This window comes from Schaalia sp. lx-260, from assembly GCF_021083645.1.
In the GTDB taxonomy this organism is placed as follows: Bacteria; Actinomycetota; Actinomycetes; order Actinomycetales; family Actinomycetaceae; genus Pauljensenia.
On the sequence record NZ_JAJNRQ010000002.1, the window covers coordinates 233,337 to 258,263 of the forward strand.

At 47.2% G+C, this 24,927-nt stretch carries 22 protein-coding genes and 1 tRNA gene; 18 read left to right on the forward strand and 5 right to left on the reverse strand.

All coding sequences use genetic code 11. The features are described from left to right. Positions 1-12: 12 nt before the first annotated feature. From LRP57_RS02985 to LRP57_RS02995, 3 genes are all read left to right on the forward strand, one after another. Complete coding sequence (locus tag LRP57_RS02985) at positions 13-1,335, forward strand: M16 family metallopeptidase (protein WP_231205236.1); 1,323 nt, start codon at positions 13-15, stop codon at positions 1,333-1,335. Positions 1,336-1,469: 134 nt separating this feature from the next. Then, the gene (gene dapB / locus LRP57_RS02990) at positions 1,470-2,210 is read left to right on the forward strand and encodes a 4-hydroxy-tetrahydrodipicolinate reductase (RefSeq protein ID WP_231204987.1); all 741 of its coding nucleotides are present in this window, start codon (positions 1,470-1,472) and stop codon (positions 2,208-2,210) included. A gap of 2 nt (positions 2,211-2,212) precedes the next feature. Further along, positions 2,213-2,782, forward strand: a complete 570-nt coding sequence (locus LRP57_RS02995; RefSeq protein ID WP_231204990.1) for a GNAT family N-acetyltransferase — start codon at positions 2,213-2,215, stop codon at positions 2,780-2,782. Between the two features lie 298 nt (positions 2,783-3,080). On the opposite strand, the gene glgB is transcribed toward LRP57_RS02995, so the two are convergent. The 5 genes from glgB to glgX form a co-directional block, all read right to left on the reverse strand. Then, a complete protein-coding gene (gene glgB, locus LRP57_RS03000; RefSeq protein WP_442984703.1) occupies positions 3,081-5,270 on the reverse strand; it encodes a 1,4-alpha-glucan branching protein GlgB in 2,190 nt (729 codons plus the stop codon). Positions 5,271-5,294: 24 nt separating this feature from the next. After that, entirely contained in the window at positions 5,295-6,668 is a 1,374-nt protein-coding gene (locus tag LRP57_RS03005; RefSeq protein ID WP_231204994.1) for a hypothetical protein, read from the reverse strand. 134 nt (positions 6,669-6,802) lie between these two features. After that, positions 6,803-8,842 (reverse strand): alpha-1,4-glucan--maltose-1-phosphate maltosyltransferase, encoded by a 2,040-nt coding sequence (locus tag LRP57_RS03010; protein WP_231204996.1) that lies wholly within the window; start codon positions 8,840-8,842, stop codon positions 6,803-6,805. A 163-nt stretch (positions 8,843-9,005) separates the two neighbouring features. Further along, on the reverse strand, positions 9,006-10,106 hold the full coding sequence (gene trpS, locus LRP57_RS03015) for a tryptophan--tRNA ligase (protein WP_231204998.1): 1,101 nt from the start codon (positions 10,104-10,106) through the stop codon (positions 9,006-9,008). A gap of 98 nt (positions 10,107-10,204) precedes the next feature. Continuing rightward, positions 10,205-12,496, reverse strand: a complete 2,292-nt coding sequence (gene glgX / locus LRP57_RS03020) for a glycogen debranching protein GlgX (protein WP_231205001.1) — start codon at positions 12,494-12,496, stop codon at positions 10,205-10,207. A gap of 344 nt (positions 12,497-12,840) precedes the next feature. Here glgX and LRP57_RS03025 point away from each other — a divergent pair, with 344 nt between their 5' ends. From LRP57_RS03025 to LRP57_RS03095, 15 genes are all read left to right on the forward strand, one after another. Continuing rightward, complete coding sequence (locus LRP57_RS03025) at positions 12,841-13,635, forward strand: electron transfer flavoprotein subunit beta/FixA family protein (protein WP_231205003.1); 795 nt, start codon at positions 12,841-12,843, stop codon at positions 13,633-13,635. A gap of 4 nt (positions 13,636-13,639) precedes the next feature. Continuing rightward, on the forward strand, positions 13,640-14,638 hold the full coding sequence (locus LRP57_RS03030; RefSeq protein WP_231205005.1) for an electron transfer flavoprotein subunit alpha/FixB family protein: 999 nt from the start codon (positions 13,640-13,642) through the stop codon (positions 14,636-14,638). A 17-nt stretch (positions 14,639-14,655) separates the two neighbouring features. Continuing rightward, the gene (locus LRP57_RS03035) at positions 14,656-15,894 is read left to right on the forward strand and encodes a cysteine desulfurase family protein (RefSeq protein ID WP_231205007.1); all 1,239 of its coding nucleotides are present in this window, start codon (positions 14,656-14,658) and stop codon (positions 15,892-15,894) included. Continuing rightward, positions 15,891-17,129 (forward strand): tRNA 2-thiouridine(34) synthase MnmA, encoded by a 1,239-nt coding sequence (gene mnmA / locus LRP57_RS03040; RefSeq protein ID WP_231205009.1) that lies wholly within the window; start codon positions 15,891-15,893, stop codon positions 17,127-17,129. The genes LRP57_RS03035 and mnmA overlap by 4 nt, the downstream gene beginning before the upstream one ends. 42 nt (positions 17,130-17,171) lie before the next feature. Continuing rightward, positions 17,172-17,252, forward strand: a tRNA-Leu gene (locus LRP57_RS03045). 84 nt (positions 17,253-17,336) lie between these two features. Further along, entirely contained in the window at positions 17,337-18,119 is a 783-nt protein-coding gene (locus LRP57_RS03050) for a formate/nitrite transporter family protein (protein ID WP_231205011.1), read from the forward strand. A gap of 56 nt (positions 18,120-18,175) precedes the next feature. Further along, positions 18,176-18,679: a peroxiredoxin gene (locus LRP57_RS03055; protein ID WP_231205013.1), complete on the forward strand. Its 504-nt coding sequence runs from the start codon at positions 18,176-18,178 to the stop codon at positions 18,677-18,679. 201 nt (positions 18,680-18,880) lie between these two features. Next, positions 18,881-19,207, forward strand: a complete 327-nt coding sequence (locus LRP57_RS03060; RefSeq protein WP_231205015.1) for a hypothetical protein — start codon at positions 18,881-18,883, stop codon at positions 19,205-19,207. A 79-nt stretch (positions 19,208-19,286) separates the two neighbouring features. Continuing rightward, positions 19,287-19,928, forward strand: a complete 642-nt coding sequence (locus tag LRP57_RS03065) for a hypothetical protein (RefSeq protein WP_231205017.1) — start codon at positions 19,287-19,289, stop codon at positions 19,926-19,928. Positions 19,929-20,004: 76 nt separating this feature from the next. Then, entirely contained in the window at positions 20,005-20,637 is a 633-nt protein-coding gene (locus LRP57_RS03070) for a hypothetical protein (protein WP_231205019.1), read from the forward strand. 562 nt (positions 20,638-21,199) lie between these two features. After that, the gene (locus tag LRP57_RS03075; RefSeq protein WP_231205021.1) at positions 21,200-21,841 is read left to right on the forward strand and encodes a hypothetical protein; all 642 of its coding nucleotides are present in this window, start codon (positions 21,200-21,202) and stop codon (positions 21,839-21,841) included. A 46-nt stretch (positions 21,842-21,887) separates the two neighbouring features. Next, positions 21,888-22,532, forward strand: coding sequence for a hypothetical protein (locus LRP57_RS03080; protein ID WP_231205022.1), 645 nt, complete (start codon positions 21,888-21,890; stop codon positions 22,530-22,532). Positions 22,533-22,681: 149 nt separating this feature from the next. After that, complete coding sequence (locus tag LRP57_RS03085) at positions 22,682-23,008, forward strand: hypothetical protein (RefSeq protein ID WP_231205024.1); 327 nt, start codon at positions 22,682-22,684, stop codon at positions 23,006-23,008. Between the two features lie 91 nt (positions 23,009-23,099). Then, on the forward strand, positions 23,100-23,750 hold the full coding sequence (locus LRP57_RS03090; RefSeq protein WP_231205026.1) for a hypothetical protein: 651 nt from the start codon (positions 23,100-23,102) through the stop codon (positions 23,748-23,750). 74 nt (positions 23,751-23,824) lie between these two features. Then, complete coding sequence (locus LRP57_RS03095) at positions 23,825-24,925, forward strand: peptidoglycan-binding domain-containing protein (protein ID WP_231205028.1); 1,101 nt, start codon at positions 23,825-23,827, stop codon at positions 24,923-24,925. Positions 24,926-24,927 lie beyond the last annotated feature (2 nt).

The following is a 24,927-nucleotide window of genomic DNA, read 5'->3' on the forward strand; positions in this document are numbered from 1 at the left end:
AATCCGGTGAGTATGACTGAAATTTCTTTGCCGTTTCCCACCCTGCCTCAGCGTTACACAAGTGAATTTAATGATGGGGATACGCGTGTTGAACGCACAATTTTAGAGTGCGGTACCCGTATTGTTACTCAGCATGTTCCGGCGACACGTAGCGCAAGTATTGGCTTATGGGTTCCTGTAGGTTCGCGTGATGAAAAACCAGAGCATGGGGGATCAACGCACTTTCTGGAACATCTGCTGTTTAAGGGGACACATACTCGCACGGCTTTAGATATAGCGGTGGCATTCGATTCTGTTGGTGGGGAATCAAATGCGGAAACAGGGAAAGAAACTACTTCGTACTGGGCGCGAGTGGTAGATGAAGATGCTCCGATGGCTACGAGTGTCCTTATGGATATGCTTTCTGATTCTTTGATTGACCCAACAGAATTTGAGGTAGAACGAGGCGTTATCCTTGATGAACTGGCGATGAATGAGGACAGCCCAACGGATATTGTTCATGAGGCTTTTCAGCACGCTATTCACGGTGACACCCCTCTTGGACGTCCAGTGGGAGGTACAGCGGATGCTATTCGAGCGGTGGGACGTGAAGACGTGTGGGAGCACTATCAGACAACCTACGGTCCGGATAATTTGGTAGTTGCTGCATCAGGGAATGTTGACCATCAGGCGATTGTTCGGCTCATTGAGGATAGTCTCGCGCATTCGACGTGGGCTGATCGTATGACCACACCCTCATTGCCTCGTCCGCGTCGCTCAACGAATCCTCTACAAAACTTACAGGGGACAGGAGAGGAGATACGTTACCGTGAGGTGGAACAAGCACATGTGATTATTGGATGTCCCTCAATGCGTGGTGACGATGAACGGCGGCCTGTGATGAATGTGCTTCTCACTATTTTGGGAGGCTCAATGTCCTCGCGTTTATTCCAAGAAGTACGTGAAAAACGTGGCTTAGCGTATACGACCTATGCTTTTGATGCAGCCTACTCGGATGCGGGAGCTTTTGGAATGTATGCAGGTACTTCGCCGTCACGGGTTGATGAAGTGGAAAGCGTTATGATCGGGCAATTAGAGGAACTTGCAGCTACGGGGCCAACTCAGGATGAACTTATTCGTGTGCGAGGCCAGGTGCGCGGTTCTTTAGCGCTTGGCATGGAATCTCCGTGGGCGCGGATGTCACGTTTAGGGCGAGCCGAGGTGAATGGGCGTTATCGTACAGTCGCGCATGCTTTAGAAGCAATTCATGAGGTAACAGCCGATCAGGTACGTGAGCTAGCCGCTGAGTTAGCGAGCTTACCTCGATCGCGTGCTTTAGTTTTGCCGAAACCATGATTCTCATTGAGGCGAAAGAGATACTCCTACACTTGGCTTACGGGCAGATAAGCATGAGAGAAAATTTTACGCGAAAATAGTGAAGGAAATTTTCTGCGGTGACTGGGTGTTTTATGCAAGGAAAGGCTGAATGAATGAAGAAAGTTGCTGTCATCGGCGCTCAAGGACGTATGGGAAGCACTGTTGTGAGTGCAGTAACAGCCGCACCGGATATGACACTTGTTGCCAGCATTGATGCTCAGCAACCGGTCAATGCTGAAACACTTAACGGAGCAGATGTCGCTGTGGATTTCACTGTTCCGTCGGTAACCGAACAGAATGTGCATGCTGTTCTCGAAGCTGGAATACACGCAGTTGTCGGTACAACGGGTTGGACTGCAGAATCTTTAGATAGGGTTCGCAATCATGCTGAAGCTGTGGATTGTAGTGTTCTTATCGCCCCCAACTTTGCTTTGTCAGCTGTTCTTGCAATGAAGTTTGCGGCGATGGCAGCTCCCTATTTTGAGTCTGTTGAAATTATTGAGAAGCATCATCCTGCAAAAGTTGATGCTCCCTCTGGAACTGCTGTACATACTGCACACGTGATTGCTCAAGCTCGGAAGAACGCAGAGTGTCCTCCTATTCCTGATGCCACAGAAAAAGATCCTTTAGGTAGTCGGGGTGCTGTAGTTGAGGGAATTCCCGTTCATGCTGTACGTTTACGTGGTTTGACTGCTCATGAGGAAATCCTTTTAGGAAATCTCGGAGAACAAATGACTATCCGTACGGATTGCTTTGATCGAACAAGTTTCATGCCGGGCGTTTTATTAGGAATTCGACGGGTTGCTGACTTTCCTGGACTGACTGTGGGCCTTGATACGCTGATGAATATATGAATATGAGTATTGAACAGGCCACTGGGGACGATTTACGTAAAAGTGTGCGTCCAGCAACGCTTAAAGATGCAGCAGATATTGCGTACATTCATGAAACTGTTTTTCATGCGCTCTTTGGAGCCTCTCATCCTTTAGTACCTTCTTACGAACAATTACATGCTCAATGGGAACAAACTCTTACGCAGGAAGCTCCTGATGGGTGTTATACGCTTGTTGCTATACATGGGTTCCGGATTGTAGGTTTTGCTTCATGCGTCCCAGCACAAGAAATACATGAAAATACTGTCGGAACTGGAAAACACCTTTCTATTCCACAAGGTACAGAAATAGTGAATCTATGGGTTGAGCGCGCATTTCAGCGGAGCGGACATGGATCAAGACTTTTAGCGGCACTTGTTGATGTTACTCAAGCGAAGGCTTTACGAGTCTGGGTAAATGCTGATGATGAGTCTTATATTCGTTTCTTACGCAGTGCTGGTTTTGGGCCGGCAGGCATACGCAGAGCTTTTTCGGTGAATGATTCTGGCGATCAGCAGTTTGTTGAGCATTTATGGTGGGCACTTAACACGTAGTGAATGTGAATGTGTCCTTTTAGTCTTTTCTTCTGTGCTCTTTTACTATTCTCTTTCCTATTCCCCACAGTTGTTTTGCTGCACCATAAGAGTGTGGATGGCTGCTCAATGTGCATGAAAACTACTTTCGGGTAGCAGAAAAGGAAAAACAGAAAGGATGGAGGGAGCTTTAGAGCAGCAAAGGGGTGCGGGAGGAAAAGCAGAGGAACAAAGGATCGAAGAAGGGAAACAGCATAAAGCAAAGACGCGGGCTGATACAGAGAATCCAATCAAACCCGCGTCTTAACTCAAATGGAAACTACTTGTTTTCCTTAGGCTCAAGCCAAATCGCACCCAGAGGTGGTATGCGCAACTCTACGGAAGCTGGACGTCCATTCCACGGAATATTCTCCGCTACGATTGGCCCGATATTTGTTACACCTGAACCGCCGAAAGCAACATCGTCGGTATTGACAACCTCTGTCCACTCACCACTGAAAGGTAAAGCGACTCGGTAGGATTCGTGCGGTGTACCTGCAAAATTCGATACGCAGACCATAACACGTGTCTTACCATCCGTATCTTCGCCTTTACGCAGGAAAGAAATAACATTATGGTCACCATCAGAGGCATCAAGCCACTCAAAACCTGTGTAATCGTCATCCCATAATGCTGGACGTGAGGCATACACATTATTGAGATGAGCAACAAGGCGTTGAACTCCAGAATTCTCGGGGCGATCAGATAGCCACCAATCCAAGGAATAGGCTTCCATCCATTCTTGTTCCTGAGCGAATTCTTGCCCCATGAACAATAGTTGCTTGCCCGGATGCGCCCACTGATAGGCAAAAAGAGAACGCATACCCGCATGTTTTTGCCACGTATCACCAGGCATCTTGTTGAAAAGAGAACCTTTCCCATGGACAACTTCATCATGCGAAAGAGGGAGAACATAATTCTCCGAGAAAGCATAAACCAAAGAGAATGTCAGCTCACCGTGATGCCAGCGACGATTGACAGGATCCTCACGCATATAACGTAAGGTGTCATTCATCCACCCCATATTCCATTTAATACCAAAACCAAGACCACCTGAAGAAGTAGGTGCAGTCACGCCGGGCCACGCCGTCGATTCTTCAGCAATCATAACGATACCTGGGTGAGAGCGGTATGCTGTCGCATTTGCTTCTTGCAAGAATTCGATTGCTTCTAGATGTTCGCGCCCCCCATACTGATTGGGACGCCACTGGCCGTCTTTACGCGAATAATCCAAGTACAACATTGACGCGACGGCATCTACACGTAGACCATCAATATGGAATTCTTCCAGCCAGTACAAGGCATTCGCTACGAGGAAATTTCGTACCTCGCGTCGCCCAAAATTAAAGACATATGTGCCCCAATCAGGATGTTCACCTCGCATGGGATCTGGGTCTTCATATAACGGTGTTCCATCAAAGCGCGCTAAAGCCCACTCGTCTTTCGGGAAATGCGCTGGAACCCAATCTAAGATCACACCGATACCTGCTTGATGTAAGCGATCAATGAGGTAGCGGAAATCATCAGGGGTACCGTATCGCGCGGTAGGCGCATAGTAAGAAGTGACTTGGTATCCCCAAGAACCACCGAATGGGTGCTCAGCTACGGGCATAAATTCAACATGCGTGAATCCCATATCTTTGAGGTAGGGGACAAGCTCATCAGCTAAGCCTCGGTACCCTAAGCCTTGCCGCCATGACCCTACATGTACTTCATAGATCGACATGGGTTTCTTATGAGGGTTTGTCTCTGTGCGTGTACGCATCCATTGGTCATCTTCCCAATGATGGTGCAGATCAGTGACTACCGAGGCGGTGGCTGGGGGGATTTCCGTGGCGCGTGCCAGTGGATCGGCTTTTTGGAACCAGTTTCCGGCAGGACCTTGAATTTCAAACTTATATCGCGCACCAACTCCGATGCCGGGAATGAAAATTTCCCAGACTCCGGAAGATCCCAAGGAACGCATAGCTGTGGCGGTTCCATCCCAGTAGTTAAAATCACCGACGACACGCACAGCACGGGCATTTGGTGCCCATACTGCGAAAGCTACACCGTCTACTTCACCCATTTCACCGCTGTAGTGCTTTACGTGTGCGCCCAGGACTTTCCAGAGTTCTTCGTGGCGTCCCTCTGAAATGAGGTATGTGTCCATTTCACCGAGGGTTGGCAAAAAACGGTACGGGTCATCTTTAATAACGATTTGGTCACCATATGTGACTCGTACACGGTAGTCAGGTATTTGCGTGATGGGGAGGACTGCTACCCACACGCCGTTACGTTCATGGGTTGCCGCATAAGAAGCGGTACTTGTCACGATATCCACGGCATCAGCCAGGTGATGTACTGTGCGCACTGTGACAGAAGATTCACCTAAATGTGCTCCAAGTACTGAGTGTGGCAGATAATGTGTGCCAAAAGCTACAGAGTCAAGTAAGTCATTATCGACGCTGATCGGTGTGTACTCGTCCATATTCATATCATCCCACGTTTTAGCTTAAAAAGTGTAATTCCTGTCACTGTTTTGAGACGGTTTATTTTCTGTGAGGTTCCGCAAAGCATCTAAAGGAATAGAAAGCCACTCCGGTCGCATACGGTATTCATATCGTAGCTCATATGCAGCTTTTTCTAATATGAGTACTTTTAACAGGGTTTCCTCACTGCTACGTAAACTTTTCCCCTGCATGTACCCCTGAAGGAATCCACGTGTTGCTTGAGTAATCCAATGCGAATGTGTTGCAGATACGGAGTAAGCATCTTCCTGGCGTAGGGCTTGTGCTTGCGCATAGCTGAAACTTCTGAGCATTCCCGCCACATCACGCAGAGCTAAATCGGGACGACGCCGCTGGTCAATGGGACGTAGAGGTTCCCCTTCAAAATCGACGATATACCACCGATCTGCCAGTAGTGTTTGTCCTAAATGGTAATCCCCATGGATTCGCATGAGCACAGGAATATCCGTCATATCACATAACGGGTCAATGAGGCCTTGAAGTTTTTCATAAAGATCCGTGTCCAATTGCGGAACTTCTTGAACGGTCAGTGCAAGCTCTGATGTGATTCGCCTGCTGAGGGTTAAGGGATCTGCAGCTTCACTGTGTCCTAATGCTGAACATAATTCACGGTGCATATCCGCTGTGACCTTCCCTAAACGCTCTGCAGCGGGAAAGGGATCTATTCTACGGCGCGCTAAATCGACAAAGTAGGTGAAACCATCGGTGGCATCAGGAATAAAAGGACACATAAGTGCTCCCAATGCTGTGTTTTCTGTTCCATTGTGCTGAGGGAAGCAGATAAGAGAATGTGCCACCGGCGGGGAAATATGTGGCCATTTTGCTGCGGCTAATGCAGCACCAATCTCCAAGTCAGGGTGCAAACCCGCGCAAAGAACACGATAAACCTTGAGAATCATCCGTTGAGAAGCAATGGAAAATAAGACGGAGGTATTAGATTGCTCTCCACTGAGAACATGTGGAGATAAGGGGAATTTAGTTGCGTGTACTCGCTGTGCTTTAAGAAAAGCAGGTGCAAAGGAGTCCAGTGTCGCTTCGTGAAACCATGAGGTAATCCATGCAGGATGCGCAGGACCATCAGCTAAATACATTTCACCGTATTTCGTGATAAAACCCTGCTCCGGAGTTGGACAATTTAGGGTACACACGAGTGGAAGCTGAACATACCCTTGATCTGTCGAAAGAACATAGGTTCGGGCAGCATCGTTGGAAACATAAGGAATTATATGTTCCCAATAAGATACGACTGCTATCGCAGAATCATTCCCCGCAGGAAACCAGCGACGTGTGTTGAGCCACGGCCTCACTATGGTGACAAGTGCATCATGGGAAGGCCAGCGTGCACGTGGCTGACTCATACGGATTCTCCAGTGGTGACCCTCAGAATTGTTCGTATGCCAGCAAATAGGTATTTTCCGTTACTTTGATGGGAAGTATCTTGATGTATCAGTGCATCTACACGAATGTTTGAAAGCACTTTTATCAATTTCATTCACAGACGCGGAAAAGAATGCGGAGGAGCTTCGACGGACATAATGTGCCCTAAACGCGTCCACGGTGATAACGATACCCAGTTTGACGCAGACCACGTATATTCATGGCCATCAAGTTCGTCGATTACGCGGAAAGTTCCTGCAGAAGTTTCAATTCCAAGGTCAGCTAAGTCAAGGCTGATTTCACCTTCAACAATGTCATATGGGTTCAAAGAAACTACGCAGATCACAGTATCTGCTTGTCCTGTTGAAGAAAAGCGAGCGGGAACTCGTTTAGAAAAACACACGATTTCCGGATGCGTTGTTGCGTGAATACGCAGGTCATGGAGCTGCTGTAAGGCAGGATGTTTTGCTCGTGCAGCATTGAGGAGGCCCAATAGACGGGGGATACCTGTGTTTTCTGCTTGTGCCCAGTCACGTGGTCGATACTCATACTTTTCGTTGTTATTTTGTTCTTCAAAACCCGGACGATTATCGTTTTCAACACATTCGTAACCGGAGTAAATTCCCCATGTAGGCGCTCCAGTAGCAGCAAGGATGGCGCGTAAAGCAAATATGGCTGTCCCTCCATCCCACATTTGTGGTGTGAGGATATCGTGCGTTGTCGGCCAAAATGCGGGGCGCATGAGGTGAGCTGTTTCCTGGGAAACTTCACGTAGATAGTTTTCAATTTCTTCTTTTGTTCGACGCCATGTGAAGTACGTGTAGGACTGGTCGAATCCGACTGCGCCGAGGGTACGCATCATTGCGGGACGTGTAAATGCCTCTGCAAGGAAAATAATGTCAGGATGTGTGTCATGTATGTCAGCAATGAGTTTTTGCCAGAAGTTAATGGGCTTTGTATGAGGGTTATCAACTCGGAAAATGGTAACACCATGCTGAATCCATAGCAGAATAACGTCACGAATGGCCTGATAAATACCTTCAGGGTCGTTATCAAAGTTCAGGGGGTAAATATCTTGATATTTTTTTGGGGGGTTTTCAGCGTAAGCTATTGACCCGTCTGTGCGCGTGGTGAACCAGTCAGGGTGTTCGTGTACCCACGGATGATCCGGTGAACATTGGAGAGCAAGATCTAATGCCACTTCGAGGTTGAGCTCATGAGCTGCTTGAACGAATGCATCAAAATCTGTGAAAGTCCCTAGGTCTGGGTGAATAGCGTCGTGACCGCCAGCAGAAGATCCGATTCCGTAGGGGGAACCTGGATCCGTTGGGGAAGCTTTGAGCGTATTATTTTTTCCTTTACGATGAGTCATCCCAATCGGATGAATAGGCGTAAGGTACACCACGTCAAAACCCATAGAGGCAATACGCGGTAAATCTGATGCTGCGGTACGTAAGGTTCCAGATATCCATGTTCCGTCAGCTTCTTGATAGGCACCTATTGAGCGTGGGAATATTTCATACCACGAGCCAACAAGTGCTTTTGTACGAGCTACACGCAATGGGTATAAGCGCGTATGATCCCAAAGATCACGCAACGGGAAAGTACGGAAAGCGGCACGAACACGTGAAGACAAACCAGCAGAAAGTCTTTGCTGTGGGGATAGAGCTTGGTCACGTAAGCGTTCTGCTGCGTCAAGGAAGATCGCACGAGTATCCGCTGGAGGAATGTGAGGGGAGGAGACGCCCAAGCTTTGCCCTTGCGCTGCACGTTCCATTAAACATGCGCCTTCTTCGAGCATGAGTTCTACATCAACATTTGCGTCAATTTTAACTGTCGCATGGTGTCGCCATGTGGCATAAGGATCAGACCATGTATCTACACGGAAAAACCATGAACCTGTTTCATTTGCCATGACCCATGCTTCATAACGGTCAAGACCTGGAGCAATATCAACCATTACTGTTCGCGAGTATTCGCTTCCGTCCGGCGCAATGAGGACGGCCTCAGCACACAGTGCGTCGTGTCCTTCACGGAAAATGGTGGCGCGAATAGGGAAAGGCTCGCCTTGTGTGGCTTTGGCGGGTAAATGACCGTCTTCAATGACGGGAAATAACTCTATTGCGGGAATTCGGGGAAGAAGATTCTCACTCACATGTCTTAGCCTACTTGTCTTACGCCCAGTTGTGGGCGTTGTGACCATAAAGTCAAAAAATGGCGGTAGATGATATGTGTTCTCCGTATTATGCGCATATGCCTCACCATCTGGTAGAGGGCAAGGCATATGCGTCAAAATCGTGTGGCTTAATAGCTGAGTGCTAGTAGATCATCGACATTGCTTCACGTACTTCACGTAGAGTTGCTTCCGCTTGCTCGTTTGCGCGCTCATTACCGCGTGCAAGAACGGAAAGCAGATATGCCTCATCGCTGATGAGTTCTATACGACGTGCACGTAAAGGCGCTAAAAGATCATTCAAAGAATCAATGACCGTCATTTTTAAGGCACCTGCACCTTTGTCCCCAATGGATTGCGCAATCAATTCTGGGGATTCACCTGTGGCTAAAGAGGCGAGTAGTAGCAGGTTAGATACCTCAGGACGATTCTGCGGATCCCATGTGATCACTCGTTCAGAATCAGTTTTTGCTTTCTTTAATATCTTTGCAGTTTCGTCTGCTGTCATCCCTAATTCCACAGTATTCCCACGGGACTTAGACATTTTATTGCCGTCAGTTCCCAGCAGCAATGGGGCCTGCGATAACAGGGCTTCAGGACGGGGGAAAACAGGCCGTTCAGGATTAACGCGACCGTAACGTTTATCGAAACGCTGAGCTATTAAACGTGTCTGTTCGAGGTGAGGTAATTGGTCTTGTCCGACTGGTACAAGATTTGCTTTACAAAAAAGGATGTCGGCAGCTTGATGAACAGGATAGGTCAACATCAGACCGCTCATAGCGCGACCATCGGTTGCTTCAAGCTCTGATTTCACAGTCGGATTTCGGTGAAGTTCAGATTCTGTTACCAATGAGAGGAAAGGTAACATGAGTTGATTGAGCGCGGGGATTGCTGAGTGATTAAAAATAGTTGTGCGTTCAGGGTCTAAGCCTGCAGCTAAATAGTCAGCGACAAGTCCAAGAACACGCTCACGAATGGGACCAACACCGTCGCGGTCAGTGATGACCTGATAGTCAGCGACAAGAACCCAGGTTTCGATGCCGCGTTCTTGAAGGAGGACACGATTACGTAAAGTCCCAAAGTAATGCCCTAAATGGAGTTTTCCTGTGGGACGATCACCTGACAAGATCCTGAAACGTGAGGGATCTTCATCAATTGCGCGTTCAATTTCTGCGCTTCGGGCACGTACACGCGCGAGCGAAGCCTCATTTGTCGAATTTTCTAGGGTTTCTTCACTTGTGGTCACAGGTGAATTTTAGCGTGACTTTAAGGAACAGACGTATATGGGCTTTCTGATGGACTCAGCAGCAAGGCATCTTAGATCCGATCAGTATGGGTTTCCCCTTAAAATTCTTGTGTGCTATCAAGTGAGCATACGACGTCAGAGAGTAAAACCATCATTGAAAGCGGTTCAATATTTAACGTCGTGCGACTGGACACGAGTTCAAGATCCAGTGGAAGGCCATCCCAATCTGCTTCTGCGTCAATACCACCGTCTATGGGGGATTCCCAGGAGGTATCCATAACGATTCGCCAGTCCACATCATGTCCGATGGGTAAAGTAATGTCACGGTCATTGAGTGTCCCATTAATGATGACAAGCGCATCTCTGTCATCGAAGGGGAAGCCTGAACGGAGCATTTGGAATGTGCGATTCTCGATCTGATACCACGCGTCTTGCAAAATAGGTTGCCCGTGAGCGTTGTACCACGATAGGTCTTCGATGCTGTCACCGGATGTCACAGTTCCTGTAGCAAAAGTCCATGGGCGTAGCACAGGGTGATTTTTACGCAGATTTAACAGCCAGCGCGTTGTGAGGATCTGATTTTTTTGTGCAGGACGATGATTCCAATTTACCCATGAAATCGGGCTGTCCTGACAGTAAGCATTGTTATTTCCGTACTGTGTACGTTGGAACTCATCACCGGCAGTAATCATAGGTGTTCCTGCGGATATGAGCATTGTTGTTAAAAGATTTCTCTGGGAACGATGACGCATAGGACGCAGGTCATCTGTGAGCCCTGTACCGTCACCTACATCAGAAAGTAGGCTTTCCTCATCAGAAGCAAGGCCGCCTTCAAGTCCATGATTCCATGAGCGATTATCGTCAGAACCATCACGATTTTCTTCAAGGTTTGCTTGGTTGTGTTTATGATCAAAAGCAGTTAAATCCGCCAGAGTAAAGCCATCATGCGCTGTTACGAAATTAATGGAGGCGCGGGGGCCGCGTAGATAGCCTGTGCCATGGCTGAATACGTCTTGCGATCCAGATAGGCGTGTGGCTAAGTCATTGGGGCCAGAAACCGGAAGACCTTTTGAAAGATTGGCGACATCAGAAAGCCAAAATGAGCGTACAACTCCGCGGAATTGGTCATTCCATTCAGAGAAAGGATCCGGGAAATTCCCTGTTTGCCACCCTCCGGGACCTACATCCCATGGTTCGGCAATCATTTTGTCCAATGAAAGACGTTCATCTGTGGCAATAGCCATAAGTAAAGGATGGAGGGGAGTGTATCCCCAATTGAAGCGTCCCAGTACTGTTGCCAGATCGAATCGGAATCCATCGATCCCCATATTCAAAGACCAGTGGCGTAAGGAGTCGAGTATCATCGCCATTGTTTGCGGGTGATCGACGTTCACCGTGTTTCCACAGCCTGTGGTATCAACCTGCTCCCGAGGCCTGTGTGGGGTTTGCCGATAGTACAGGCCTTGGTCGAGTCCGCGCCATGATAAGGAGGGTCCTGTTTTTCCGCCTTCGCATGTGTGGTTGTACACCACATCAAGGATGACTTCAATCCCGGCTTGGTGCAGAATCGACACCATTCCACGGAATTCATCGATGACTCCCTGCGCGCCACGTTTTTGTGCTTCTACGGTGGCGTAGGTGGGTTCTGGCGCAAAGAAACTGAGGGTGGAATATCCCCAATAGTTTGTCAGTCCTCGCTCTGCGAGGAATGGTTCATCACATTTAGCGTGTATGGGCAGTAATTCAATGGTGGTGATACCAAGTTTTTTCAGGTAATCGACGCATGAGGGGTGGGCTAAGCCTGCGTAGGTTCCGCGGAGCTGTTCAGGAACGGAAGGCATGTCTTTTGTGAATCCTTTGACATGCATTTCGTAAATAACTGTTTTTCCCCAAGGAACACGTGGTTTGGGCGCGATATCGAAATGTGTATCAACGACTACGGAAAGTGGAACGTGTCCAGCAGAATCGAGTGTGGACATTTCCATAGGTAAAGCAACCGGATATAGGTCCTCGTCGACGCGGTGAGGATAGATATATGGACTTAAATTCACAGATCCTTCGAGTCCACGTGCTCGGGGGTCTAATAGGAGTTTATGTGGGTTGTAGTATAAGCCCGCATCAGGATCCCATGGTCCTTGAGCGCGGAATCCGTAGCGTGTTCCCGCGCCATAACCGTCGATACGACCATGCCAGATACCACAGTCAGGACCATATAGTGCCCATTGAGTTTCAGTGCCATCTTCATTAATGACACAAAAGAGCATGTGTGTGGCGTGGCGAGCAATAACTGAAACTACCAGTGAATTATTTTCAATAAAAACACCGATACGCCGGGGTTCAGGATGTTCAGCATGAGCACGCTGGGGTGCGCTCTGATGCTGCGAGGACATCAAGTTTCCTTTCCACGTATGCCAGTAGTGTGAAGTATTTCGTCCTCAATTATTGGTAGGACGAATCCAAGCAGAGCCAACAGAATTTATCAATTGGCAGCTATGCGGCATATTTTGTGATCCAGAACGAAATATACAGGTAAATGTTCTTCTTTTAGAACAAAAGGCAGGATATGTGAGTTTTGTCCATCACTGCGTGCGAGCTTGCCTCACAGATTCATACCTGTATGTGTGAAGTATTTTTATTTATTTCCTCCGATTTTGTCGTAGTTTTATCGCAATAAGAGGCGTAGAACACTGCGCTAGCAATAGGAGCTTTGCGTCGAATATGGCACTCTTGTTTTATGCGAATAGTTGTCTGCGTGAAGCATGTCCCAGATGTTCAATCTGATCGTCGTTTTGAAGATGCTCGTCTTGTTCGTGGGGAAGATGATGTTCTCAATGAATTAGATGAGAATGCAATTGAAGCGGCAGTCAGTATGGTAGAGGAGCATGGCGGAGAAGTTATTGCTCTGACGATGGGACCTGCAGACGCCGAGGATGCTCTGATGCGCGCACTTCAAATGGGGGCAGATCGAGGTATTTTAGTCACTGATAACAGTCTTGAAGGAAGTGATGTTAATACCACTGCAGCTCTTTTAGCAGCAGCTATCACAAAGATTGCTCAGGATTCTCCTGTCGATATGGTAGTAACAGGTATGGCTTCTTTAGATGCAATGACTTCTATGCTACCTGCAGCTTTGGCGGCGCATATGCGTATGCCTTTCCTTGGTCTTGCGCATACTGTGACTGTGCAAGGGGAAGCTCCATGGAATATCACTATTGAGCGGAGCACGGATGAATATGACGATGTTCTGAGCGCTCATACACCGCTTGTTCTTTCTGTAACTGACCAGGCGAATACTCCGCGTTATCCTGCATTTGCAGCAATGAAAGCAGCGCGTAATAAGCCGATGGATGAGTGGTCTTTTGCTGATCTTTCTGAGGAATTTCAGCGCTTACATCCTGCGTCCTCACTTACGTCAATTCTTGTTGATGAAGCATATAAACGTGAACGTCAAGGTAACGGTACTGTCATTACTGATTCTGGTGACGCAGGTGAACGTTTGGCCGAGTATTTACTCGAAAAGGTGAAGTGAACTCATGGTATTTCTGGATCGTCCCGTTGTTGTACTAACCGACCATACAGGTAATGACGCTGAGGGATACGCTTTGACACTTCCCTCACAGCAATTACTTACCTTGGCGCGCACGCTCACACATGGACCAGTAATAGCTGTTGCACTGAACAACGCACCTGATATGACAGCTCTTGCCGCCTATGGTGCTCAAAAAGTGCTGATACCTGATTTGGGAATTTATTCACCGCGTGTCAGCGCAATTGTTGCTGATGCTGTTCTTGCATGTATGTCTCATATTTCGCCGGCTGCTGTGCTTATGGTAGCCAATTATCGAGGAAAAGAAGTCTGTGCAAGGCTAGCTGCTCGTACAGGTAATGCTGCCGCGGTTGATATTTCTACCGTGACAGTTACTGATGAGGGGAATTTTTGTGCCTCTCGCACGGCCCTTGCCGGTTCCTGGGTAACGAATATGAGCATCACAGAAAGCACACCTTTATTTGCGGTGCGCCCCATGTCAGTTGATGAAGAACCTATTCCCGTCCCTACCGCACCACAAATTGAACATGTGTCGGTGCAATATTCACCTGAAGCTACTGCTGTATGCCTGCAATCTTCACAGCATCAACCAGCAACAGGTCGTGCTTCTTTAACACAGGCACGAACTGTCGTTGTTGCGGGTCGAGGAATAGAAGGTGATTTTACTCTTGTCGATTCACTTGCCGATATTCTTGACGGCGCAGTGGGGGCTACTCGCGTGGTAACCGATGAGGGCTGGGCCCCTCGTTCACTTCAGATTGGCCAAACTGGTGTATCTATTTCACCGAATCTGTACATAGGTCTTGGGGTATCAGGAGCTATTCACCACACTGTTGGTATGCAAAGCAGCGAAAATATTGTCGCTATCTGCGATGACCCAGATGCACCTATTTTTGAGATCGCAGATTTTGGTGTAGTCGGCGATTTGAATGAGGTTATTCCGCAGGCGATTGACACCATTAAAAAGGTACGAAACGCACAGTGACTACACACTCATCATCTATGAGCAGTGCTATGCGGCAGGAACATTATTTGGACCACGCTGCTACCACGCCTATGCCTCCTCATGTTATAGAAGCGTGGACAGATGCGGCCCGTCTTTTAGCGGAACGGCCAGGTAATCCGGCTTCTTTACACAGTGGCGGTAGGGCTGCGCGCCGTCTGCTTGAAGATGCTCGTGAAAGAATAGCCTGCGCTTTAGGTGCTGATCGCGCGGAAGTAGTTTTTACTTCAGGCGCAACAGAATCTGATGCCATTGGCGTATCTGGAGCTGCACGATCAGTTTATATTGCGAATCCTCACCGTCATCGTGTACTTATATCTTCACTTGAGCATGACGCTGTTTTAGAGCAGAAAAAATCCTTGCCACATATGGGATTATCGTGTGAGCTGCTTCCTGTTACCTATGAGGGCCGCACTGATGTATCTGTTCTTTCTGCTCCTCATATGTGGGATGATATTGCTCTTGTATCTATGACCTATGCTGCTTCAGAAGTAGGCACGTTACAACCTGTGGATGAACTGATTGACATACGTGATCGTGCCTGTGCTTTGGGGGAAGATCATACGCCCCAGCCTGGCCTTCCTCTTATTCATACAGATGCAGCACAAGCAGTGACCACATGTGATCTGAATTTCCGTGAACTTGGCTGTGACCTCCTCAGTATTGGGGGGCATAAAATCGGCGCTCCTGTGGGGATTGGTGCTTTACTGATTCGACGAGGGATTTCTGTGGTGAGTGATCGGCCAGGCGGTGGTCACGAGCGTGGGATTCGTTCAGGAACCCCTGATGTTGCTGGCGCTGTAGCTTTTGCATGCGCTCTTGAATATGCGGTATCTGAACGTGAACGGGCACGTGTACATGCAGAAAAACTCCGCGATCACCTTGTACATGGTCTTTCGCATACCTGTGCGGGGAGGGTGTCTTTAACTGTGCCCATGGACTTCTCGTTACCAACGATTATTCATCTGTCTTTGCCGACTCGTCATCCAGAAGCTTTGCTGTTAGCGATGGATTCTGCAGGGGTTCATGTTTCTGCTGGTTCTGCTTGCCATGCAGGTGTGACTCGCCCTTCAGAGGTGCTTATCCGTATGGGTAGGAGTGTCAATCAGGCATTAGGCGTATTACGTATTTCAACGGGGAAAGAGACAAGCATTTCCGATATTGACGCATTTCTTGCGGCTTTACCGGCTGCTCTTGAGGCTGGAATAGCATTGGATCAATTGGAAGGGCAAAAGTGAAGGTTCTAGCAGCGCTTTCAGGTGGTGTTGATTCGGCGGTGGCTGCGGCTCGTGCGGTTGAAGCTGGTCATGAGGTTGTGGGTGTGCATATGGCTTTGTCAACTTCACCGCAGGAATGCCGTATTGGTTCGCGGGGGTGTTGTTCCATTGAAGATGCGGGGGATGCTGCCCGTGCTGCTGAACATTTGGGGATTCCTTTCTATGTTTGGGATTTAGCAGAGCAGTTTGAAAATACTGTGATTGATGATTTTGTTGAGCAGTACAGGGCTGGGGCTACTCCAAATCCTTGTGTGCGGTGTAATGAGTTTGTGAAATTTCGTGAGTTAAGTGCGCGGGCACGGGCTCTTGGTTTTGATGCGGTGTGTACAGGGCATTATGCGCAGGTACGTGAGGGGGCTTTAGGTCCTGAGCTTCATCGCGCAGTTGATGAAGCGAAAGATCAGTCCTATGTGTTAGCTGTTATGGGGCGCGATGAACTTTCGCGTGTTTTTTTGCCATTAGGTGAGGCTTCTTCGAAAGAATGGGTGCGAGGTGAGGCTGAGCGTTTGGGTTTGGGTGTGTCCTCAAAACCTGATTCATACGATATTTGTTTTATTCCTGATGGTGATACTCAGGGCTTTTTGAAAGCACGTTTAGGGGTTGAAAAAGGTGAGATTGTGACCCCTGAAGGTGAGGTTGTGGGTTCGCATGAGGGGTATTGGAATTTCACGGTAGGTCAAAGGCGTGGATTGCGTTTAGAAAATCCTGCTTCGGATGGTCGCCCTCGTTACGTTTTAGAGACTCGTCCGGCTTCTAATCAGGTAGTTGTGGGCGCAGCAGAGTTGTTGAGTATTAATCACATTGAGTGTGATGAGGTTGTGTGGTTGGCTTCTGACGATGATGGGCATGTTGACGTTGAGGCTACACGTGCTTTTGGTGATTCTTTAGGGGATCGAGCTCTATGTGAGGTGGATGAGCGTGTACTTACTGTGCAGGTGCGCGCTCATGGGGTTCCTGCAGTTGTGCGTGGAGTTGCCCGCGTGGTGGACAGTGGTATTTCTTACGTTGCGGAGCAAGAGGGCCTTTTGACTACTCCAACAGATGCTGGTTCTTTTTCTTCGTTAAATGTGGATTTAGCAGCTTCTTTGCGCGGTGTTGCTGCAGGGCAAACATTGGTTTTGTATCGAGGGACTCGTGTTTTAGCTTCTGCGACTATTCGTTCAACTGGACGCTTTGATAGGGCACCTTTGGTGTAGTTGTGTATGTATGCCTCTCTAAACTAGGTAAGATGGTGGGGCGCGCGAGTGGCGGAATTGGCAGACGCGCTGGATTTAGGTTCCAGTGTCTTTGACGTGTGGGTTCGAGTCCCATCTCGCGCACAAGTGATTTTGAAGTATGGGCGATGCTTTTGGTGGCCGGAGGTCCCATTTGCGGTGGGTTTTTATCGGGCATGATGTCGCTTTGTGTTGACACTTTCTGAAAATATTGATGCTCAAGTTGCTGCTGCTCACCATAAGATTCATGGAACGCGTCGGCCTGTGAATTATCTGGTGGCTGCAATGCTCGCAGGTATGTATATCGGTCTTGCAGATATTTTTATGATCTGCGCGGGAGGACCATTTCGTTTGGCAGGTTCTCCGGCGGCTTCATTAGTTGAGGGTGGAGTTTTCGGTATTGGTTTGATTTTAACGGTCTTTGCTGGCGGCGAATTGGCGACTTCCGCAATGATGATTTTGCCTGTAGCTTTGTTAGAGAAGAAAACTCGCTGGGGTGCTGTTGGTCGCACGATGTCGTTGATGTTGATTGGTAATCTGCTGGGCGCCATTATTTTATCTGTCATGGTTTTTGGCTCGGGGATTATGGATTCTCAAGCAGTTCCTGGTGAAGCCTTAGCTGCTTTGATTACTGCGAAGGCACATAAAACCACATGGGGCCTGTTTTTCCGTGGTATTTTGTGCAATATTTTTGTGTGTTTAGCTATGTGGTGTGTGACGCGCACACGTAGTGATGTGGCAAAAATGGTGGTTATGGCGTGGTGTATGGCTGCTTTTGTGGGTTCAGGTATGGAGCACGTGGTGGCGAATATGACGACTTTTTCTTTGGGTATTGTTCACGGTGTGGATGGTGCTACCTGGGCTGAGGCTGGCCGTAATTTGGGTATGGTTTTGCTGGGAAATATGGTTGGTGGCGGTATTTTTGTGGGCTGTGCCCAGTGGTTTGCCACTCAGATGGAGTTAGCCGATTGATTTAACAAGGCATACTTCGCACTGTGCTGGGGCCTTGTCCGTGGGATGATTGAAATATGAGTACACATGACATGGTTGTAAATAATCCTGTTGCCTTGGGGGAACAGGCCCCTGATTTTACTCTTGATTCCACGCAAGGACCGGTTACTCTGTCTGATTTGGTGTCGCGTGCTCCTAAAGGGGTTGTTGTTTATTTTTATCCGAAGGCTGCGACTCCTGGTTGCACAAAAGAGGCGTGTGATTTCAGGGATAGTTTGAATACTTTTGCCTCAGCAGGGTATCTGGTTGTTGGTGTGAGTCCTGATGGTATTCCTGCTTTGGAACGTTTCGCACAGAATGAGGGTCTGAATTTCCCTTTGGCTTCTGATCCAGATAAGGCTGTGATGGAACGTTGGGGTGCGTGGGGTGAAAAGAAGAATTATGGCCGTGTAGTGACGGGTACTATTCGTTCTACTTTTGTTGTTGATCCTGCGGGTGTGGTTGTGTTGGTGCAGCGCGGTGTGAAAGCAACGGGGCATGTCGCTCGTTTACGTCGTGATTTAGGTATTGATTCGCAGTAGAGATCTTTTCATTATCCCCATGAGCGTGATTATGCTCATGGGGATTTTGTTTTTCTTTTCTTCAGAGGTTTCACTTTGAACATTTTTTACCTACTCAAATATCTCACTATATGGAATATTAAGATAATTTTGTTCAAAATTAGGATGGATTCCTGTTCTGTCCGTTATTCTGAAATTCCATTTGAGATTCAAGGAGGAATCATGAAGAAAAGTATTCGTCGGAGTTTAACCGTTCTGCTCACAGCCCTACTTGTACTTGGAATTACTCAAGTAGGTTGGAGCGCTGTCAGAGGTGGCGTCATTGGTTGTACGGCAAATCAAGCAGGACGCTCGGCTGCTTTTAGCAAAGGACTTGTTTATCACACGCCTCCTGGTGATTCTAAACCGACACCTGTTCATGGAGACAAAAACAAGAATACATGGACTTATTTATTGGCAAATGTGAATCGCGGGGGCAGATGGCAAGTATCAAGCCCTAACCTGACAGATGGCACTGCTCAATGTATTTTCACTGGAACTGTTCGCTAAGTACTCCTTTGCTGGGTGCAGCTCAATGTTTATGAGTTTGTACCCAGCAATAGCATTTTGGGGAAGCAAGGTGAGGAAAATGCTTCTGAAACACAGAGTTGTTCCCGCATTAGTGTGCGGGTTTCTTATCCTGTCTGTCACAGGGTGTGCAAATGCGCCTACACAGGGATTATCGGGAAGCTCTGAATCTACGAATGAATCTGGCGAATCAGGTTCCCCTCATATGGTCGTGGTGGAAAGCCGCGACGAGCAACCTGAAATCTCGCGCCAATGGTTTGCGATGACCCGTGAAGAACAGGAGAAAATCAATGATGAAGAGAAACAAGAAATCATGGAGTGCCTAAAAGAAAAAGGGTGGAAAGTAGAGAAAAATACCGATTATTTTGGGCAGTTAAATTACTCTATAGACACTCAAGGTAATGATGCTTTATTTACGCAGATGCTAAAAGATTCTGAAGAATGTGAAAAACTTTCACCTTCACCCTATCGTGATCTCGTGATTTCTGTTCCCGATATTGAAAATTACTATGAACATGATCTAACGGTGAAAGAGTGTTTAGAAAAAGAGGGGATCACAGTCACTACCCCTCCAACGAAACAAAAGTACATTGATGATTTCCGGAATGATCGTGTTACGTGGAGTCCTTACACAGACCTCATAAACGCCAGTGATCTGACGGCAGACAGATTTCGTGAGATTACTGAAAAATGCCCTCAATAGTAATAGGGGAGCAAATACTCTGATGCCATTTCATCACACAATAATTATGAGGGGAGTGAGGTGAGGAGAAATGCGTGTGGAGCATAATTTTATTCCCGTGTTACTGTGTGCGTTTCTTGTCTTGCCTATTGCTGGATGCGCAAATACGTCTACACAAGGAATATTGGGAAGCTCTGAAAGTGTGAATGAATCTGGTGAATCTGACTCACCTGCCACAGTCGTGGTAAAGACTCGTGATGAGCAGCCTGAAACCTCACGTCAATGGTTCGCACTAACCCGTGAAGAAAAGCATGAAAAACTAAGCGAAGCCTTAAAACATCAAATTTCATGTCTGGAAGATAAAGGGTGGAAAATAGAAAAAGTCGATCTGAAAAATCTGGGCTACAGCGTAAATACTCAAAATGACGCGGCATTAGAGGCGAGAATTTCTGCTGATACAAATGAATGTAACAAAAGATTTCCACGGCCTGATGAGAACCTTGTGATGTCCATTCCTGATATTGAAGACATCTACGAATACAGGTTAACGGTGAAAGCCTGTTTAGAAAACGAAGGTATCAAGGTAACGGACCCTCCGACAAAACAAAAATTTATTGATGATTTTAGAAATGATCGATCATATTGGAACCCGTATACGGACCTTATGAATGTGTCGAACCTGACGGCCAGTAGATTTCGTGAGATTACTGAAAAATGCCCTCAATGGTAGTGTTGGGTGCAGACGGTTTCACTTTGAACATTTTTTACCTACTCAAATATCTCAGTATATGAAATATTAAGATAATTTTGTTCAAAATTAGGATGGATGCCTGTTCTGTCTGTTATTCTGAAATTCCATTTGAGATTCAAGGGGGAATCATGAAGAAAAGTATTCGTCGGAGTTCAACCGTTCTGCTTACAGCCCTACTTGTACTCGGTGTGACGAATGTGGGCTGGAGTGCTGTCAGAGGTGGCGTCATTGGTTGTACAGCAAATCAAGCAGGAGAGTCATATGCCTATGGTAAGTGGCTTGTTTACCATACACCCCCTGGTGATCCCCAAACATACAGGGTATATGGGCCTCGAGATAAATTCAGATGGACTTACGAAATGGCAAATGTGAACCGTGGTGGTAGATGGCAAGTGTCAAACCCAGATTTAACGAATGGCTATGCTCGGTGTGTTGTCACGGGGACTCTCCGTTAGGTGTTTTCTTACGACTGCTGGGTGCAGCTCAAATGTTTATGAGTTTGTACCCAGCAATAGCATTTTTGGGAAGCAAGGTGAGGAAAATGCTTCTGAAACGCACGTTCATTTCCGTGTTACTGTGTGGTTTTCTTGCCTTGTCTATTGCTGGATGCGCAGATATATCTACACAGGGATTGTCGGGAAGCTCTGAATCTACGAATGAATCTAGTGAATCGGACTCACCCCACATGGTTGTAGTGGAGAGTCGAGACGAGCAGCCTGAATCCTCACGCCGTTGGTTTGCCCTCAGTCGCGAAGAACAGAGGAAAATTGATGATGAAGAGATGCGGCAGAACATGAGCTGTCTGGAAGAAAAGGGATGGAAAGTAGAGCAAACTAACAATTATGGGCAATTAAGCTATTCGATAGATACTCAAGGTGATGATGCTTTATTCGCGCAGATGATCAGAGATTCTGAAGAATGTGAAAAACTTTCACCTTCGCCCTATCGTGATCTCGTGATTTCTGTTCCTGATATTGAAGACATCTACGAATACAGGTTAACGGTGAAAGCCTGTTTAGAAAACGAAGGGATCAAGATCACTGACCCTCCGACAAAACAAAAATTCATCGATGATTTTAGAAATGATCGATCATATTGGAACCCGTATACGGACCTTATGGATGTGTCGAACCTGACGGCCAGTAGATTTCGTGAGATTACTGAAAAATGCCCTCAGTATTAACTGACATCAGCACGTAGCATTTTTCTGGGAAGTGAGGTGACGAGAAATGCGTGTGAAGCATAATTTTATTCCCGTGTTACTGTGTGCGTTTCTTGCTTTGTCTGTCACTGGATGCGCAATTACATCTACACAAGGAATATTGGGAAGCTCTGAAAGTGTGAATGAATCTGGTGAATCTGACTCTCCTGCTACAGTCGTGGTAGAGACTCGTGACGAGCAGCCTGAAGCCTCACGTCAATGGTTTGCGCTCAGTCGTGAGGAACGACGTGAAAAAATCCGCGAATATATGCGACAGAGCATGGCGTGTTTAGAGGGAAAAGGCTGGAAAGTTAAAGAAGTGAGTGGAGGGCCGGCAGAAATAAGTTTTTCTGCGGATACTCAAGGTGATCCAACTATAAGTGCCCAGTTTATGACAGATTCTGAGGAATGTGACAAACTTTACCCTGCACCTGACTCTGACACAGTGATCTCGGTTCCCGATATTGAAGATGACTACGAGTATGGCCTGACGGTGAAAGAGTGTTTAGAAAAAGAGGGGATCACAGTCACTGCCCCTCCAACGAAACAAAAATATGTTGATGATTTCCGGAATAATCGTGATACGTGGAGTCCTTACACAGACCTCATAAACGCCACCAATCTGACGGCAGACAGATTTCGTGAGATTACTGAAAAATGCCCTCAATGGTAGTGTTGGGCGCAGACGGTCTGACTTTGAAGATTTTTTACTTACTTAAGTATCTCATTATACGAAATATTAGGATAATTTTGTTCAAAATTAGAGCAAATGTTCCTTATTTTCGTTACGCTGAAAATCCACCCCAAAGATGAGGAGAAATCATGACAAAAAGAATCCCTCGGATATCAACTGTTCTACTTACGGCACTACTTGTACTCGGTGTGACGAATGTGGGTTGGAGCGCTACTAAAAGTGGCGTCATCGGTTGCACGGCAAATCAAGCAGGACGATCAGGAGCGCTGAGTAAAGGGCTTGTCTTGCATTACCCACCCGGTGACCCTCAGGTGCAACGTATGAATGAATCTCAAAAAGCATTTACATGGACCTATGCACTGGCGAATGTAAACCGTGGTGGTAGATGGCAAGTTGTAAGTGATAATTTGGCAGACGGTAAAGCCCAATGCATTTTCACTGGAACTGTCCGCTGAATATTCCTGAGTGAATATTGCTGCTAGGTGCAGATTAATACCGTATGGTCTGTACCTAGCGCATAGTTTTTTAGGAAGTGAGGTGAGGAAAATGCTTCTGAAACGCAGAGTTGTTTCCGCATTGCTGTGCGCGTTTCTTGCTTTGTCTGTCACAGGGTGTGCAAATGCGCCTACACAGGGATTGTTGGGAAGTGCTGAATCTGTGAATGTCGAGACAGGTAAATCTAGTGAGTCTGGTTCGAATGCCACAGTCGTGGTAGAGACTCGTGATGAGCAGCCTGAAGCCTCACGTCAATGGTTCGCGCTCAGCCGTGAAGAACGACGCGAAAAAATGCGCGAAGCAATGAAGCATGAAATCTCGTGTCTGGAAGATAAAGGGTGGAAAATAGAAAAAGTTGACCTGAAAGATCTTGGGTACACGGTAGAGGCTCAAGAAGATCCGGCAATGCGTACACAAGTTGCTGCAGATATCAAGGAATGTAATGCGCTAAACCCTTCACCTGATGCGGATATTGTGATGTCTGTTGCTGATATTGAGGATATCTATAACTATAACTTGAATGTAAGGGATTGTTTAGAAAAAGAGGGGATCACAGTTACGGACCCTCCAACGAAACAAAAATATGTTGATGATTTCCGGAATGATCGTGTTACGTGGAGTCCTTACACAGACTTCATGAACGCCACCAATCTGACGGCAGACAGATTTCGTGAGATTACTGAAAAATGCCCTCAATGGTGAAGTCTTACAAAACGAAATGGTTTCTCCTGCGAAGCTACTAAATATTTCAAAACACTACGGTATTGAGGTCAACGATGACGGGGAAGAAAAAACGATTCGCTACACTGATTCTGCTGCTATTTCTTGCGCTGTCTGCTCTTGGTGTATGGACAGTAAAAACATTATTTTTTGCACCTCAACTGCTACCGCATCCCACGACATATGACGAAGCTACTGCACACAACGGCACGCTAGAAAGAAAAATCACCCTCGTCTCACAAATCACCTGGACTGACAGCACTCACCTCATCGCAAACCGTGGCGGAGTACTTACCCAAATACTGGCAGTAAATAACGTTCCACTTGAAGACGGACAAAAAATCGCGAGTATCGACATGGAACCTATTGTCATCGTAGAAGGAACTATCCCTGCTTATCGTGACCTTACATCAGGAACCGAAGGGGAAGACGTCAAACAACTACAAGCTTTTCTTAAACGCCACGAGTATCCCATCTACGATAAAGAAGGAATATACGGCCCTTCAACTCAAACCGCAGTTACACGCTGGCAAAAAGAAAACGGCATAACCCCCACTGGAGATGTTTCGCTGGGATCAATGATTTTTGTCAGCAAACTCCCCGTATCGCTTTCTTGGGCCGACAATATCGCTATCGGCTCCCATATTTCCACAGGGGACACAATCGGAACCTTATCCGGATCCCACCCTCGTTTTCACATGCTCCTACCCGAAGGGCAAGCTGAACTCGTCAAAGAAGGGATGGAAGCCAGTATTACCTATCAAGACAAAACATGGCCAGCAATCATTGGAACCATCACCACAAATGCCGAAGGGCAAACCATAGCATTCCTGGAACCACCCGCAGATACTGAAACAATCTGCGGTGAGGAATGTGCGCTTATCCCAGCTACGGGAACAGAAGGAATGTCCACCACAATCACCGTAGTACCACAAACTGAAGGAATAATCGTCCCTAATACAGCCATTTACGTGGCTTCAGATGCCACAGTGTACGTTACAGACAGCAGTGGGCAGAAAATTACTGTTGAGGTCGTTGTATCCATAGGCGGCCAATCCATTGTGACAGGAATAAACGACGGAACCAGACTGAGTATTCCGTTAGCTTCCATAGGAAAAGAAAAGTCTGACACTTCCACGCAAAAAGATGAGAAGTAACC